Source organism: Polaromonas sp. (assembly GCF_012927485.1).
GTDB lineage: Bacteria > Pseudomonadota > Gammaproteobacteria > Burkholderiales > Burkholderiaceae_C > Polaromonas.
The window spans coordinates 107,347-121,831 of the sequence record NZ_JABBPC010000036.1 but is presented as its reverse complement, the minus strand read 5'-3'; the positions used below and the strand labels follow the sequence as shown (position 1 = coordinate 121,831).

The 14,485-nt window shown below is 56.6% G+C and carries 15 protein-coding genes and 3 pseudogenes; 13 read left to right on the top strand and 5 right to left on the bottom strand.

The features are described from left to right. Positions 1-3 precede the first annotated feature (3 nt). Positions 4-1,164 carry an IS30 family transposase gene (locus HHJ16_RS15575; RefSeq protein ID WP_296902371.1) on the bottom strand — a complete coding sequence of 387 codons (1,161 nt, stop codon included), beginning with the start codon at positions 1,162-1,164 and terminating at the stop codon, positions 4-6. Positions 1,165-1,896: 732 nt separating this feature from the next. Between HHJ16_RS15575 and HHJ16_RS15570 the strand changes: the two genes are divergently transcribed. After that, positions 1,897-2,745 carry a DUF4396 domain-containing protein gene (locus HHJ16_RS15570; protein ID WP_296902060.1) on the top strand — a complete coding sequence of 283 codons (849 nt, stop codon included), beginning with the start codon at positions 1,897-1,899 and terminating at the stop codon, positions 2,743-2,745. 73 nt (positions 2,746-2,818) lie between these two features. On the opposite strand, the pseudogene HHJ16_RS16930 reads toward HHJ16_RS15570, so the two are convergent. Beyond that, positions 2,819-3,178 (bottom strand): annotated as a pseudogene (locus HHJ16_RS16930) (STAS/SEC14 domain-containing protein); the annotation flags it as partial. Here HHJ16_RS16930 and HHJ16_RS16925 point away from each other — a divergent pair. The 4 genes from HHJ16_RS16925 (at position 3,137) to HHJ16_RS15550 (ending at position 4,690) form a co-directional block, all read left to right on the top strand. Then, entirely contained in the window at positions 3,137-3,241 is a 105-nt protein-coding gene (locus tag HHJ16_RS16925) for an integrase core domain-containing protein (RefSeq protein WP_366557506.1), read from the top strand. The pseudogene HHJ16_RS16930 and the gene HHJ16_RS16925 overlap by 42 nt on opposite strands. A gap of 396 nt (positions 3,242-3,637) precedes the next feature. Beyond that, complete coding sequence (locus HHJ16_RS15560; RefSeq protein ID WP_296902056.1) at positions 3,638-4,045, top strand: cytochrome c; 408 nt, start codon at positions 3,638-3,640, stop codon at positions 4,043-4,045. A 151-nt stretch (positions 4,046-4,196) separates the two neighbouring features. Further along, entirely contained in the window at positions 4,197-4,442 is a 246-nt protein-coding gene (locus tag HHJ16_RS15555) for a hypothetical protein (RefSeq protein WP_296902054.1), read from the top strand. Positions 4,443-4,507: 65 nt separating this feature from the next. Further along, entirely contained in the window at positions 4,508-4,690 is a 183-nt protein-coding gene (locus HHJ16_RS15550) for a hypothetical protein (protein ID WP_296902052.1), read from the top strand. Between the two features lie 110 nt (positions 4,691-4,800). Here the strand turns inward: HHJ16_RS15550 and HHJ16_RS15545 are convergent, their stop codons facing one another. Together HHJ16_RS15545 and HHJ16_RS15540 are read right to left on the bottom strand one after the other, a co-directional pair. Continuing rightward, positions 4,801-5,190, bottom strand: coding sequence for a TfoX/Sxy family protein (locus HHJ16_RS15545; RefSeq protein ID WP_296902051.1), 390 nt, complete (start codon positions 5,188-5,190; stop codon positions 4,801-4,803). 192 nt (positions 5,191-5,382) lie between these two features. Continuing rightward, the gene (locus tag HHJ16_RS15540; RefSeq protein WP_296902049.1) at positions 5,383-6,078 is read right to left on the bottom strand and encodes a DUF2971 domain-containing protein; all 696 of its coding nucleotides are present in this window, start codon (positions 6,076-6,078) and stop codon (positions 5,383-5,385) included. 384 nt (positions 6,079-6,462) lie between these two features. Here HHJ16_RS15540 and HHJ16_RS15535 point away from each other — a divergent pair, with 384 nt between their 5' ends. The 7 genes and pseudogenes from HHJ16_RS15535 to HHJ16_RS15505 all read left to right on the top strand — a co-directional run. Next, positions 6,463-6,954: a DUF1499 domain-containing protein gene (locus HHJ16_RS15535; RefSeq protein WP_296902047.1), complete on the top strand. Its 492-nt coding sequence runs from the start codon at positions 6,463-6,465 to the stop codon at positions 6,952-6,954. An 85-nt stretch (positions 6,955-7,039) separates the two neighbouring features. After that, positions 7,040-7,222: pseudogene (locus tag HHJ16_RS15530) on the top strand (oxidoreductase); the annotation flags it as partial. Positions 7,223-7,544: 322 nt separating this feature from the next. After that, positions 7,545-8,495: a chromate resistance protein ChrB domain-containing protein gene (locus HHJ16_RS15525; RefSeq protein ID WP_296902046.1), complete on the top strand. Its 951-nt coding sequence runs from the start codon at positions 7,545-7,547 to the stop codon at positions 8,493-8,495. Then, positions 8,482-9,675 carry a chromate transporter gene (locus tag HHJ16_RS15520; RefSeq protein ID WP_296902044.1) on the top strand — a complete coding sequence of 398 codons (1,194 nt, stop codon included), beginning with the start codon at positions 8,482-8,484 and terminating at the stop codon, positions 9,673-9,675. Before HHJ16_RS15525 ends, HHJ16_RS15520 begins: the two co-directional genes overlap by 14 nt. Positions 9,676-9,690: 15 nt before the next feature. Then, on the top strand, positions 9,691-10,014 hold the full coding sequence (locus tag HHJ16_RS15515; RefSeq protein WP_296902042.1) for a rhodanese-like domain-containing protein: 324 nt from the start codon (positions 9,691-9,693) through the stop codon (positions 10,012-10,014). Between the two features lie 31 nt (positions 10,015-10,045). After that, positions 10,046-11,074 (top strand): Cj0069 family protein, encoded by a 1,029-nt coding sequence (locus tag HHJ16_RS15510; protein ID WP_296902040.1) that lies wholly within the window; start codon positions 10,046-10,048, stop codon positions 11,072-11,074. Between the two features lie 30 nt (positions 11,075-11,104). Further along, positions 11,105-11,467: pseudogene (locus tag HHJ16_RS15505) on the top strand (DMT family transporter); the annotation flags it as partial. A 478-nt stretch (positions 11,468-11,945) separates the two neighbouring features. On the opposite strand, the gene glmS reads toward HHJ16_RS15505, so the two are convergent. Further along, positions 11,946-13,796 carry a glutamine--fructose-6-phosphate transaminase (isomerizing) gene (glmS, locus tag HHJ16_RS15500; protein ID WP_296902039.1) on the bottom strand — a complete coding sequence of 617 codons (1,851 nt, stop codon included), beginning with the start codon at positions 13,794-13,796 and terminating at the stop codon, positions 11,946-11,948. A 132-nt stretch (positions 13,797-13,928) separates the two neighbouring features. Here glmS and HHJ16_RS15495 point away from each other — a divergent pair, with 132 nt between their 5' ends. Beyond that, entirely contained in the window at positions 13,929-14,429 is a 501-nt protein-coding gene (locus HHJ16_RS15495; protein WP_296902037.1) for an Lrp/AsnC family transcriptional regulator, read from the top strand. Positions 14,430-14,485 lie beyond the last annotated feature (56 nt).

Below are 14,485 nucleotides of genomic sequence, written 5' to 3'. Positions count from 1 at the left end.
GGTTCAACTGGTCGATGCAACACTGGCTGCAAGTTTAACGCTCGGAGTTGCGTAGCCCAATGTCTTGCGAGGTATGGTGTTCAGTTTCAAGGCGATGGTATCGAGTTGTCTTTGAGTAAAAGGTGACAGGTCCGTGCCTTTCGGGAAGTATTGGCGCAGCAAGCCATTCGTGTTTTCGTTCGTGCCGCGCTGCCATGGACTTCGCGGATCACAGAAGTAGACGCTGACGTCTGTCGCCACCGTGAATCGTTTGTGCTGCGCGAGTTCGCTGCCGCGGTCCCAAGTCAAGGTGGACATCAATCCTTCGGGCAATGTCTTGACCTGCCGAACCAGGGCGCTCACCACGCTGTTGGTGTCCTTCCCGGCGACGCGCACCAGCATGACGTCTCGGGAATGCCTTTCAACCAAAGTTGCAATGTGGCTATTCCTGGAGCCAGAGATCAAGTCACCTTCCCGACGTCCAGGTACAGCGCGGTCCTCAACCTCAGCTGGACGTTCACGGATCGAGATCGCATCAACGATTTGACCGCGCGGCTGCCCATCGGTTGTTGAGCTCTTTCCCCGCCGCATCATGCGCCTGCTGCGTAGGTGAGAGATCAACTCTTTTTTCAGCACTCCACGGGCCTGAATGAACAGGCTGCGGTAGATTGTTTCGTGGGAGACCTGCATGACACCGTTATTTTGATACCTGCACTTCAGCCATCCCGCTATTTGCTGTGGTGACCAGTCATCTTGCAGTTTCTGCGCAACGACTCGTCGCAATTTATGATTACCAGTCAGGACGCATTGCTTTGGGCGCTTGGCGCACTCCCAAGCTCGCTCATCTGAGCTCGCGGCACGATACGCCCACCGGCCGCCGTTACGGGCAATCTCACGGCTGATCGTCGAAGGAGAGCATCCGAGCTGCTTGGCCAACTGGCGCATTGAGGTGCCTGCCCCCAAACCGCGTGATATCTCTTCCCTCTCTGCAAGTGTCAAGGTATGCGCGCACTTGGTTCTTGTACGCGGCACGATGCCGCCATGAGAAGACAGCACACCATGAACCGAGCCTGGGTGCTTTCCAATTGCTCGGCCGATCTCACTTAACGATTGACCATCTTTCCACCTAAGCCAAAGGTCTTTCTTCTGCTTTGCTGACAGTCCAGGTCTACCCATTTGCGCCATATTAAATTCCTTCGAGAACAACATTCAATCAGATCGGTGTTGCATCGACGGGTTGAACCCAAGATCACACTCTCTGCAGCGGCGTTGAGCGAGTAGGCGAGTCCGGGAAGTGACCGGTTCGCACTATGTGCGATAACGCACGGTTTCGCCGCGCTCAAAAGCATATGGTAATGAGCCATGTTGCGCACATCAATTCTGCGACATGAACGTTGGGTCTCAGATCATCACCATTTCATCACCAAGGAACAGACATCATGTCGAATACCAATGAAGCTAGCGGTCTCCATACGCAGGCTGCAGCCGATCATGAAGCAGCCGCTGCCCATCATCACAAAGCAGCCAAGTGTCACGATCAGAAAAAGCTGAGCGATGCCAAGGACAGCTCCAAGAGAGCAATGGGCTGTTGCAAGACGGCGAACAAGAGTTCCGAAACTGCCTGCGGGTGCTCGGAGAAATAACCTCGTGCGCTCGCTTGCCGGATTCGGGACGGCTCAGCAGTTCAATGACAAATTGCGCTAATGAAATCTGAGACCGGCAGTTGGGAAGAGCCTGGAAGATCGTCAGTTTGCGCGGACGTTTTTGGCGAACTCCCGCCGCTGCCGCCGGGGAGTGATTTCGCGGAAATTCGGCAGCTGCAGAAATACAGCGCGCCAGGCAGGCGCCCTCGCTTTCAGAAGGGAAACACGGGGTTCGGGACAACAGAATCGGAAGGCGCAAATGCTTGATGGAATCATGCTCTTATGGTTTCTCCTGACAGCACTGTCGCTGTTGTTTGTGGTGGTGGACCTTCGAACCACACCGGCATCTCCGGTGCTCAAGTGGGGGTTCATATTGCTCACCGCCTATACCGGGCCTCTGGGCGCGTTCCTGTATGTATTGGGTTGTCGCGAACCGCTGCCTGGGCTGCATGAACGCTACGTCGCGACCCGCTGGAGGCAGGTTCTGGGTTCGACCATGCATTGTGTTGCCGGCGATGGTGTGGGCATCCTGACAGGCGCGGTTGTCGCCAGCCTGTTTAATTTGGACCGGGTCTCAGATATCGCGCTGGAGTACGCCTTGGGCTTCGGCTTCGGATGGAGTATCTTTCAAGCTCTCTTCATGCGTGGCATGGCTGGTGGGTCGTACAAGCGTTCGCTCACCAGCACTTTCTTTCCGGAGTTGCTGTCCATGAATTTCCTCATGGCCGGCATGGTGCCTTTAATGACGTTGGCGCTGAAGGCCGTTCCGGGCAGCCGCGAGCCATCGCGACCGGAATTCTGGTTCATCATGTCAATGGCGCTTCTGGTCGGCTTCGTCACCGCCTACCCCATGAACTGGTGGTTGGTATCGCGGCACTTGAAGCACGGGATGATGACGGTGCGCCCACCGGGCGATCCCTTGAGCGACGGGGGAGCATCTGGAGGCATGCATGACGATCATGCGTCGACCGGACACGCTGGCAAGGAGCAACCAAAGGGCAACCCGCCCATGGACAGTGATGCGGAATCGGTATCAATCGGCGTCCTCGCCGGGATGACGCTTCTTTCGTTCGTGGTATTCGGGATTGGAGTGTCGATTGCCATCTTTGGTGGCGGCTCATAGCCTGTTCCTGCGCAGAGTCAGTAACCGTCCCACGAACGGACGGCCGAATCGCCTGCGTTTCGGCCAACCACTTCCGCGCCTCAGCGCCTTCGGCGTGATCGAAGTATCGGACCGCCGCTCTTGTAAACGGCTTGCATAACGTCGCCATCTGATGCTGCCACCGCTTTCCCCCGATCATCGCGAGTCGCTCGATGTCTGAGAAGTGTTTCGCGGCGAATTTGATGTCTTCCCAAATTGCGCCGGCCTACCAGCCGTGGAGGCCGCTCATATCGAACAGGACGCGCAGCTTTCCATGCCCCCGGGCGAGCCGGTCGAACTCGGGCACGAAGTTCTCGTAGTCTTCCTTGACGAGCTTCCCGTTGACGTGAACGACGAGAACCGCCGTGCCGCCCTGACGACGTGGCTGCGTTTCTACAATGAGGAACGACCTCATGCCAGCCTTAATCGACAAACACCCATCAGCCGGCTAACTCCGCTCACTGAACAAGGGTCGTAGAAATCACAACTAGATATCGTTCGTGCGCTGGCGAACAGACCGCACTGCTTCCGGGTGCTTAGATACCTCTCGCGCTCTTACTTTTCTGAGAGCGTGGGCAAGCAGAAGGAGTACAAACTTATGATGTATATGGGCGGCGGTATAGGTTTAATTTTGCTGATTGTCATTCTGGTTGTGCTTTTTCGATGAGCCATTGCCCGAACCGCTGGCGCTGCGGGCGATACCGCACAGGCGGCCACAGCCACTGCGACAGATAGTCCTGTTCGTTCCCCAGGCTTGGGCTTTTTCCGCAAGGCCCAGTGGGAGCGAAGCTCCCACTGGGCCAATAAAGCAAGACCTCGACACATAGCGGAGTCGCTCGATCTATATTTACATCATGAGGAACAGGACAAAATCATGAAAAAGGTGAGTCTGGTTTGCGTGGTGCTGCTCCTTGCAAGCACAACGGCATGGTCGCAAATGGGGGGTGGAATGATGGGCAGCGGCATGATGGGTCATGGTGCGGCGAATGGAAGCCAAACCGGGGCTGCACGGTCAGCTGTGTCTGGCATTGACGTATTCAAAGCCAATTGCGCAAGTTGCCATGCGGGCGGAGGAAATGCTGTAGCACCGGGCCTGCCGTTACGGGAATCCGGAAAGTTGATCGACCTAAAAACCTTGGGTAATTTCATTCGCCATCCTGGAATGCCCGGTGGGTCTGCGGGTGCCATGCCCGCCTTTCCAGAATCACGCATTTCAGATCGGCAATTGAAGCAACTTTATGAATACATTGCCGCAGAATATCGCACCGCTAGATCGAAATAATAGTCGGAGCGGTCTGACTGGAGAATGGCTGCAGACCAACGACATGAGGTTGTCTGGTGGCAGCATCGTCGACAGTGGTGTGTGCTGCCGAGCAGACCGCACGCTTTGGTTCGGTTAGCTTGCCCTACTGCGACCGCATTGGGTCCCAGCCATGAACATCACCGCGCCGAGCATGGAAGTGGGACTGGAAGCGCTGCAACGCGAAACGTTCGACTACTTTCTGCACGAGGCGAATCCGGTGAGCGGTCTGGTGGTCTACAAGAGCGCAGAGACCTGGCCTGCCACCATGGCAGCGACCGGCCTTGCACTTGCCTGCTATCCCATCGGCGTCGAGCGCGGCTTCATGTCGCGTTCAGCAACTGTAGCGCGAACCCTCTCCACGTTGCGATTCTTCTGAAACAGCAAACAGGGACCGGAGTCGGACGCCACCGGTTTTCAAGGCTTCTATATCACTTTCTGAACATGCAAACCGGGCGCCGAGTCTGGAACTGCGAGCTGTCCACAGTGGACAGTGCGTTCCTGCTGGCCGGGGCCTTGACGGGGGCAAGCTACTTCGGCGAAGACACCGCCGACGAGTCTGAAATTCGAGACCTGGGTGAGGCGTTCGGACGGCTTGCCGAGCGCATCAAAAAGCTTGCAGGTTGAAGGTCGGGTGGATGACGAAATTTTCGGCGGTTTGGGCTTACATCCCCAGCATCGCGTTCAAGCCTTTTCAGTCAAAACGCTCAACATAGTCGTATGGTCGGCTTGACCGCCTATGCGACAGAACCCTTTTTCTTCCTTGGCCTGGCTTGTTTAGGTTGCCGGGCTGCCAATGCCGCCTGCAATGCGAGATGGGCCCAGGGCGCCATCTCGCAGGCAGCCTCCATGGCCTCAACAGGCGCGCTGTAGAAGCCCAGGCGCCTAGCCTTGCCTTTGGCCTGGTAGGTGAAACGCTGGCACCCTGCCGCTTCAAATTCGGCGCATGTATCCGGGCCGGCCTTGAGCCACAGCGTCTCGCCCTGACCGAGGTCGGCCAACAATGCTAGCGTGAGCCCGCCGGTGCTGATGCCGTGGCCACCAAACATTCGTCGTGCCGTGCACGGACCGGCTGCGGACAGCAGTTCACAGCAGTACTGGGCAAACTCGTCAGGGTGTGCGATCACAGCAAAAGTTTAACCGTTGAACGGCGGACGCTTCTTCTTCAGCCTGCCGACAGTCTCCTCAAGACTGGGAGCCGACATTCAATTGGAGCCTATCGCTGGCAGCTTTCGACGACATTGGCGACGTTCGCACCCTCAAATTCGTCGCCGAAGTGCGGTCATTGAAACGCCCTGCCGTTTTGCAGCAAAAGCCGCTCATCGGCGAGTCTTCTTCAACTGTGGCGACTTCACGGTCACAGAGGGCAACTCATGCTGTTCCACCATCGAAAAGCGTCCGAAGGCGGGACGAACTTTCCATATGCGAACTGGGGCGGTCACTTGTCCTTCAATCAACTGCACGACCTTGTCAGTGGACCAAGTACACCGGTGACCGAGAATCACCGAGCGTACTTCAACCTGCTGACCCCAGTCCGTGTAATACAGTCCGTTATTAGGATCCGGCGTTTTTAGTTGGGAGAGAACACGCCACTCCTGCTCATACTCCCAAGAGGTTGCCTTTGTCAGTAGAACTTTGTTGAGCAATTCAGCGGATAGTCCACCCTTCGGAAGGTGAACGCCAAGTTCAACATCAATTTTCGTGTCGGTGTAATTCACTTTCGACAGCACCAAGGGATCTATCGCGAAGCCGAGGCAAACTCCACTATGTTTTTCTGCGTAGTGTGCCCACATTACCGGATTGCCCCAAGTCTTCCCAAAACAGATCATCCCAGTGTTCTGGTTGTGGTACCGCTCAACCATACGTACTACCTCGCGTCGCACTGGGTCTCTACTATCTATCAGGTTTAGCTCAAAGGGATCATTTGATTCGTGAAACCGTGAGAGCTTCAGCCGCCGTTCCTTAAGTATGACTTCGGCCCACTTCGCGCTCGTCATGTAGTAGTAGAGATCCACGTTTAGGCTCCTATCTTTCCCTCAAACAGCACAGTCCTCGTTCACCTTCCCCAGCATACCAATGATTGGACTTGACCCGCTTTCGTAGACACATTTCAGCTTTCAGTGCGAAGCTGCTCGAACACCAGCGGGCTCAGCAGGTCTAGATGATCTATCCGAAAACGGAAATTTATCACTTTTAGAACCGGTATTAGGCTGCCGTATTGGTCGCCCTATAACGGTCACTCGCCAAAGACCGCTTGTGGCCCAATTGCGGTCTTCGAGATAAAGCGGACGTTGACCGTCGCTGCTAAACAGTGCTCGTGACCATCTGGTTGATGAACTTCGTGGAAAATGTCCGGTACCATTTATGGGGGCAGGTCAATTCAGTCTGGTGGACATCCGATGTTTATTCTCAAATGGTTTTTGATTCCATTGGCCGTGGTGGTCGCTGGTGCAATCGGTGCTGGCCAAATGGATTTTTTCCAGAGCCTGACACCGACCGACCTTGGCGTGCGCAGCGGAAAGCTCAAGCTCCCATCTGGGACCGACAACAGCGTGTCAAGCCAGGCGGCGCTATACCCTGATCACCCCCGACATCTGGCTGCACAAATCGCGCCGTTACCTCTTCGGGGTGACGGTCCAGCGACCATCGCCAGGATCAAATCCATAGTTAAGGTCATGGCAGGGGCGAAGATCGTCAAAAGTGAGGCCGACTACCTCTATGCACAGTACACCACGCCACTGATGAAGTTTGTCGATGACGTCGAGTTCTGGTATGACCCTGTTGCCCAGGTGATACAAGTGCGTTCGGCATCCCGCATTGGAGAAAGCGATCTGGGAGTGAACAGAAAGAGGATCGAGGCTGTGCGCGCAGCGCTTGCCTCATCGATTTGATATTTAGGCGTCCTGGCACGTTCAAGCGCAGCGGGCGGGTGCAAATGCACGTAACGGCTGCCGGCCGATACAGTCCTTAAATCCAGTGGCCACCGAACTGCCAGGAACTGCAACCGAGCCAGATATCGCAAAGGGGCTACACGACTTTTACGAGGCAAACGCTATCTCTTCAGACTCGTTCGCGCGGGCGGTCGTCTTCGCGATCAGCCAGCCCGACGATATGGACGTGAACGAGATCCTGTTCCGCCCAACGCGCCAGATCTATTGAGCCTGCCGGTAGGGCTCGAATACACCCTGCAGCCTGTCGGATGCGGCGTCATAAAAACAGTCTTCGCTGATACTAAATTGGCAGCCAGATACCAGTCACTTGTGGATGTCCGCTTCTGGCGGAAGCGGGCATTCACCGAAATCTGGTGAATGCCCGGTTTCGGGCCAACTACGGATTACGGTGGATGACAGCTCTTGGATAAGTCCACCATCAACGCATACATCCAATCAGGAAGTGGGTGAGGTCCTTTTGGCATGAAGCCAACGGACACCAATGGAAATAATATTTGCAATGATTTCTACATAAATGTAGTATCTGTTGCATGAATTACTGGTTCTCACTGGTCATCAGTCTGCCCACTGAAAACGCCAATGCCCGTATGCGTGCCTGGCGTGCACTCAAGGCCTCCGGTGCTGCAGTACTGCGTGACGGGGTCTATTTGATGCCAGAACGCGAGGCTTGCCGCGAGCTACTGGACGGCGTGGCCGCTGAAGTGGTCGCTGCTGGCGGCATGGCCTACGTCATGCGCGCGGAAGAGCCTGCAGGCGCAGATTTTGTGCGCCTGTTTGACCGCAGTTCAGAGTTTTCAGCACTGGTGCTGGAGGTCAGCAAGGCGCACGCCGCCTTGGATTTCGACACTGCTAACGATGTGTTGAAACAGGCACGCAAGCTGCGCAAGGTGTTTGCAGGCTTGGTGGAGATCGACTTCTTCGACTCCGAAGCCCAGAAGCAATCCTTCGCCACATTGCAAGAGTTAGACCTGGCCCTGGCACGCATCCTGTCTCCGGATGAGCCCCATCCAGCGGTGGGGGCCATCACGCTACGGGATCGCACTGTCTACCTCGGCAAGACCTGGGCCACACGCAAGCGCCCCTGGGTGGATCGGCTAGCCTGCGCCTGGCTGATCCGCCGCTATATCGACCCCGATGCCAAGCTGCTGTGGTTGGCATCACCGCAGGACTTCCCTAAAAAAGCAATTGGCTTTGACTTCGATGGTGCGACTTTCAGCCATGTGGGGGCCAAAGTCAGCTTTGAAGTCATGCTGGTCAGCTTCGCACTGGAATCTGCGCCTCTGCAGCGCATGGGCCACCTCGTGCACTTCCTGGATGTAGGGGGACTTCAGCCGCCCGAAGCCTCTGGCGTTGAAAGCGTGCTGGCCGGACTGCGTGATGCGATCACCGATGACGACCAATTGCTGCAGGCCGCCTGCTCGGTGTTCGACGGACTACTCAAAACATTCTCCAAGGAGGCTCCCCCAAATGCAAACAACTGACACAGCCGCTACACCGCCCGCTGACTGTATCCAGTACACCCTGTGGCAACTGGTGCTGTACTTCCTGCGCTTGGGCACGCTGGGCTTTGGTGGCCCGGTGGCATTGGTCGGCTACATGCACCGAGACCTGGTGGAACAGCGCAGCTGGATCACCGAGTCCGACTACAAGGAAGGCTTGGCATTGGCGCAATTGGCACCCGGCCCCATGGCAGCGCAGACCGCCATCTATCTGGGCTATGTGCACTACCGCCTCCTGGGTGCCACGCTGGCCGGGCTGGCCTTTGTGATTCCCTCATTCTTCATGGTGGTGGCTTTGGGCTGGGCCTATACCGAGTTTGGCGGTCTAACCTGGATGCAGGCCGTGTTCTACGGGGTGGGCGCAGCAGTGATTGGCATCATTGCCATCAGCGCGCACAAGCTGACGCTCAAGAGCGTGGGAAAGGACAAGCTGCTGTGGGCCATCTTTCTTGTATTGGCTTCGGTCACTGTCATTACCGAATCCGAGGTCGCCTGGTTGTTCCTGGCCGCTGGCATCGTGACCTGGCTGTGGCGGGCACCTCCCAAACGCTGGGGCGGGGGCGGAATGGCGGCGGTTGCACCAGTAGAGCTGGCCCACACCACCGGCTTTCTGACCACCCTGGACTGGTCTTTGCTGACCCAGATCGGCGTGTTCTTTGCCAAGGCGGGTGCATTTGTGTTCGGCTCCGGCCTTGCCATCGTGCCTTTCCTGTATGGCGGTGTGGTGACGGAGCACCATTGGCTCAACGAAAAGCAGTTTGTCGATGCCGTCGCGGTAGCCATGATTACGCCAGGGCCTGTGGTCATCACGGTAGGCTTCATTGGCTACCTGGTGGCCGGTTTCCCGGGTGCCTGTGTGGCGGCCTTGGGCACCTTTTTACCGTGCTATCTTTTCACCATCATTCCGGCGCCCTATTTCAAAAAATACGGCAAGCTGCCTGCCATCGTAGCCTTTGTGGATGGGGTGACGGCCGCAGCCGTGGGCGCAATCACCGGGTCGGTTATCGTGATTGCCAAACGCTCCATCGTGGACATTCCGACCGCACTGATGGCGTTGGTCACCATCGCCATCCTGTGGAAATACAAGAAGCTGCAGGAACCCGTCATCGTGGTGGGTGCCGCGCTGATCGGTTTGGTTCTTTACCCCCTCACGCATTCCTAGACCCAGGAGAAAACCATGAAGTCAATGTCCGTAGCCGAACTGGCACAGTGGCAGCAAAAGCAGCACCCATTTCTGCTGCTCGATGTGCGCAGAGAACAAGCCGTCACTGCATCCGGCGTTCAAATCGAAGGCGCACAGTGGAAAAACCCGGCGCTGTGGCTGGATTGGAAAGACGGCATACCTAATCAAACGCCTGTGGTGGTGTACTGTGCACACGGCCATGAAATCAGCCAGGGACTGACGGCCACGCTTTTAGCCATGGGGGTTGAGGCGGTTCATCTGCATGGCGGTATCTCGGCCTGGCAGGATCATGGGCAGCCTGTAGTTCCTATCGCATAGGGAACCGATGTCAACTATTGAGGTGCTTAGTATGAAAAAAGACATTCGTCCTCGGCTTGCCATTCTCTATCCAGGGGATCGCCCTGCTCGGGAGCGGTCTGATCCAACGCAGAGTCGTTTCGCCGCGTTATTTGAAGCATTCGAGAAGGTTGGCATTGTGATCGAGCCTGCGATTTACAGCGATGATTTTTGCGATGAAGTCTTGCAGCAACTGATGGGAGTGCGCGGGGTGCTGGTCTGGCACAACCCCATTGAGGGTGGACGTGACCGCCACAAACTTGACGCGACGCTACGCGAAGCTTCCTCCAGTGGAGTCTTTGTCAGCACGCATCCAGACATTATTCTTAAGCTGGGCACCAAGGATGTGCTGTTGGCAGTGCGCGACTTGCCGTTCGGCAGTGATGTGTACCGGATCGACAGTCTGGCGCAGCTCAACACAGAGTTGCCAGCGCGGCTGGCGATGGGAGTACGGGTGCTGAAGCAGGCGCGCGGACACAGCGGCATCGGCATCTGGCGCATAGAGCAACGCGCGGTGGACCGCTACGCCATGCGGCACGCGCAGCGCGGTTGCCTGGAGGAACTGGTGGATTTTGCTGGCGTTGGACAGCGGCTTGCTCCGTACTTTGACGGTGGCGGTCACCTGATCGATCAGGCCTGGCAACCGCGTATGGTGGAGGGCATGACGCGGGCCTACCTCGTGGGTGACCACGTCGCAGGTTTCGGACATCAGGCGGTCATCGCGCTGAATCCGGGCGTGGCCGGAAGTGAAGTACCGCTGCCTGGCCCCAGGCTGTACAGCGGTCCCGGCGATCCGCGCTTCCAGGACCTGCGGCAACACTTGGAAGGCGAATGGATAGAAATGCTGTGCGAACGCCTGGAAATTCGTCGTGACGCCTTGCCGTTGCTCTGGGATGCCGACTTCTTGCTCGGGCAAGGGTTGGCAGATACAGCCGAGCAATACGTATTGTGCGAGATTAACGTCAGCAGCGTTTCCCCGTTTCCCGAATCGGCGATCCAGCCGCTGGTCGAAGCAACCTGCAGGGCCTTGACACCTCAATGACCGATCAACCCAATCCCTGACACTAAACGCATGAACCGGAACGTTCTTTTTGCGCTGTTCGCCGCCGCTTTGTTTGGTGCCAGCACCCCGTTTGCCAAGTTGCTGGTGGGCGATATGCCGCCCATCTTGCTGGCCGGGTTGCTCTACCTTGGCAGTGGCATTGGTCTCACCCTGATCCGATTGGTGCGGCATCGCGGCGGGCAGGCGTCCGGCTTGCAGCGCGCGGGATGGCCTTGGCTGATGGGGGTGATTTTCTTCGGCGGCGTGGTGGGGCCTGTTTTGCTGATGTTCGGCTTGACCACCACCAGTGGCTCAAGTGCTTCGTTGCTGCTGAACCTGGAGGCGGTTCTGACCGCCGTCATTGCCTGGCTGGTGTTCAAGGAGAACGCCGACATGGACACTAATCCACAGAAACAGCTGCGCCTTCAGTCCGGGAAGCTGTAGGCGGGGCAGCTCTCTGACCTTCTAAGGGTTGCGTCTGGCTAGACTTGGTAGCTATTAATACTGTCCATCGCCTTCGCCATGGCTATTCTGGATGACTGCTTTCCGGACGCGAATCAAGAACGGTCTAAGACTGCTTTGTCTCGGAAGCAGACATCCCGCCAGAAACGCCTTACGTCAACACCTAGCCCAAACCGGCCATTAACCAGGTTTCGGTGCATAACCGCTCCCGCTACATAGCGGCTGTTGGTGGATTCAGAGGTCACTAGCACCAACATGGTTGGTAAAGGCCGGAATAGCGGTCAGTCATTCCGGGAATACGGTCTTTATTTATACGATTGCGACGTTCATTGCTCGGAACTTTGACAGACTTTAATATTAGTTTACAGACTTTAATAATAAAACCAAAACTGGCCAAACCGTTTCCGGATTACTCCACCGTAACGCTCTTCGCCAAATTGCGCGGCTTGTCCACATCGGTGCCGCGCGCGCACGCTGTGTGATAAGCCAGTAGTTGCAGCGGTACTACATGCAGCAATGGGCTCAGCGCACCGTAGTGCTCTGGCATCCGGATGACGTGAACGCCTTCGCTGCTGTCGATGCGGCTGTCGGCGTCGGCCAGCACGTAGAGCACGCCGCCGCGCGCGCGGACTTCCTGCATATTGCTCTTGAGCTTTTCCAGCAGACTATCGTTGGGGGCTACCGTGACCACGGGCATGGCACTGGTGACCAGCGCCAGCGGACCGTGTTTGAGTTCGCCAGCGGGGTAGGCCTCGGCGTGTATGTAGCTGATTTCTTTCAGCTTCAGCGCACCTTCGAGCGCGATCGGGTAATGCAAACCGCGCCCGAGAAACAGCGCGTTTTCCTTTTTCGCAAAGTCTTCGGACCAACTGATGACCTGGGGTTCCAGCGCCAACACGGCTTGCAGAGCGGCGGGCAAGTGGCGCATGGCCTTCAGGTGCTCGGCTTCCTGCTGCTCGCTCAGCCGCCCTTTGCTTTGCGCCAGCGTCAGCGTCAGCAGGAAAAGACCGGCCAGTTGAGCCGTAAAAGCTTTGGTCGATGCAACACCGATTTCGACACCGGCGCGTGTGATGTAAGCAAGCTTGCACTCGCGCACCATGGCCGAAGTGGCGACGTTGCAGATGGTGAGCGTTTGTGTCATGCCCAGCGCTTGTGCATGGCGAAGCGCTGCCAGCGTATCGGCGGTTTCACCGCTTTGCGTGATGGTGACCACCAGCGTTTTGGGGTTGGGTACTGACGTGCGGTAGCGGTATTCGCTGGCCACTTCCACCTGGGTAGGTATGCCCGCGATGGATTCCAGCCAGTACTTGGCCGTGCACCCGCTGTAGTAGCTGGTGCCGCAGGCCAGGATAAGCACGGAATCGATGTCCTTGAACACACGATAAGCGCCGTCGCCGAACAACTCGGGCACGATGCCGACCATACCTTCGAGCGTGTCGGCAATGGCGCGCGGCTGCTCGAAAATTTCCTTTTGCATGTAGTGGCGGTAAGGGCCGAGCTCTGCCGCGCCGCTGTGGGCGTGAACGGTTTTTACTTCGCGCTCCACTCGCTTGTGATGTCGGTCGAAGACCCAATACTTGCCCAGCTGGATGTCGACCAGGTCACCTTCTTCGAGGTACACGATCTGATCGGTGACGCCCGCCAGCGCCATGGCGTCGCTGGCCAAAAAGTTTTCGGAGTGCTCTGTGCCGACACCCAAAATCAGCGGCGAGCCGGCACGGGCACCGACCACGCGATGTGGCTCGTCCTTGCAGAAGGCGGCAATGGCATAGGCGCCATGCAGTTGGGTAATCGTTGCCTTGAGTGCTTCGAACAAATCGCCGTTATAGAGGCTATCGACGAGGTGCACGATGACTTCGGTGTCGGTCTGACTTTCAAACACATAGCCCTTGGCCTGCAAGGCAGCGCGCAACTCGTCGTGGTTTTCAATGATTCCGTTGTGCACCAAGGCGATTCTGCCGGGGCGGGCCGCACTATCGGGCCCGGGACCGTGGCTGAAATGGGGATGGGCATTGTGGATGGCGGGTGCGCCGTGAGTAGCCCAGCGGGTATGGGCAATGCCTGTTCCGCTTTCCAGTTTCTCGGCCTCAACCTCACGCTGAAGTTCCGAAACGCGAGCGGTGCTGCGTGCCCGCTTCAGGCCACCGTCATACACCGCCACGCCGCAAGAGTCATACCCTCGGTACTCCAGCCGCTGCAAACCCTGCACCAGAATGGGAACAATATTTCTCGTAGAAACCGCTGCAACGATGCCACACATAAGCGCTCCAAAAAAGACAAGATGCCAATACTACGTATTAAATATTTTTTATGTAGTTAATTTTTCGCAATATATGGAATTAAATTTCACATAACTTTATAAATTAAATTTTATTTCACTATCATATATTTTATGAAACAAATTATCGAGCCCAAGATTGACTTGGATACCACGGACATCAAGCTCCTGGAGGCTCTACAACATGACGCTTCGCTCAGCAACCAAGCCTTGGCAGAACAGGTTTATGTCTCACCGCCCACCTGTTTGCGACGAGTCAAGCGATTGTGGGAGGCCGGGTTGATTGAACGCGAAATTGCCCTGCTCAGTCCCGACAAGCTAGCGGCAACGCTGGGCTACGGCCTGACCGCAGTGGTTGAAATTACCCTTGACCGGCAGGGTTCCGACTACCTGGAAGCCTTTGAGGCCAGGGTGGTACTGGACGACTCGGTTCAGCAGTGCTACCGCGTGTCGCCGGGACCGGACTTTATCTTGTTGGTGCATGTGGGCAACATGCCTCAGTATCTGGCGCTGGCTCAGCGGCTTTTTACCAGTGATGCCAACGTACGGAACGTGAAAGCTTTCTTCAGCACCAAGCGCGCCAAGTTCGAGCCAAAAGTGCTTTTAGCCCAATAGAGGTAATCACAAAAAGCTATTAAATAGATAGCAAGTCAGGAGATTTTCTCAACGCT

What these genes read in the sequence shown, in the direction of transcription:
- HHJ16_RS15555 (WP_296902054.1), top strand. Translation starts at nt 4,197, where the DNA reads ATGAACATCACCGCGCCGAGCATGGAAGTGGGACTGGAAGCGCTGCAA.
- HHJ16_RS15560 (WP_296902056.1), top strand. Translation starts at nt 3,638, where the DNA reads ATGAAAAAGGTGAGTCTGGTTTGCGTGGTGCTGCTCCTTGCAAGCACA.
- HHJ16_RS15570 (WP_296902060.1), top strand. Translation starts at nt 1,897, where the DNA reads ATGCTCTTATGGTTTCTCCTGACAGCACTGTCGCTGTTGTTTGTGGTG.
- HHJ16_RS15575 (WP_296902371.1), bottom strand. Translation starts at nt 1,164, where the DNA reads ATGGCGCAAATGGGTAGACCTGGACTGTCAGCAAAGCAGAAGAAAGAC.
- HHJ16_RS15495 (WP_296902037.1), top strand. Translation starts at nt 13,929, where the DNA reads ATGAAACAAATTATCGAGCCCAAGATTGACTTGGATACCACGGACATC.
- glmS (WP_296902039.1), bottom strand. Translation starts at nt 13,796, where the DNA reads ATGTGTGGCATCGTTGCAGCGGTTTCTACGAGAAATATTGTTCCCATT.
- HHJ16_RS15515 (WP_296902042.1), top strand. Translation starts at nt 9,691, where the DNA reads ATGAAGTCAATGTCCGTAGCCGAACTGGCACAGTGGCAGCAAAAGCAG.
- HHJ16_RS15535 (WP_296902047.1), top strand. Translation starts at nt 6,463, where the DNA reads ATGTTTATTCTCAAATGGTTTTTGATTCCATTGGCCGTGGTGGTCGCT.
- HHJ16_RS15550 (WP_296902052.1), top strand. Translation starts at nt 4,508, where the DNA reads ATGCAAACCGGGCGCCGAGTCTGGAACTGCGAGCTGTCCACAGTGGAC.
- HHJ16_RS15520 (WP_296902044.1), top strand. Translation starts at nt 8,482, where the DNA reads ATGCAAACAACTGACACAGCCGCTACACCGCCCGCTGACTGTATCCAG.
- HHJ16_RS15525 (WP_296902046.1), top strand. Translation starts at nt 7,545, where the DNA reads ATGAATTACTGGTTCTCACTGGTCATCAGTCTGCCCACTGAAAACGCC.
- HHJ16_RS15510 (WP_296902040.1), top strand. Translation starts at nt 10,046, where the DNA reads ATGAAAAAAGACATTCGTCCTCGGCTTGCCATTCTCTATCCAGGGGAT.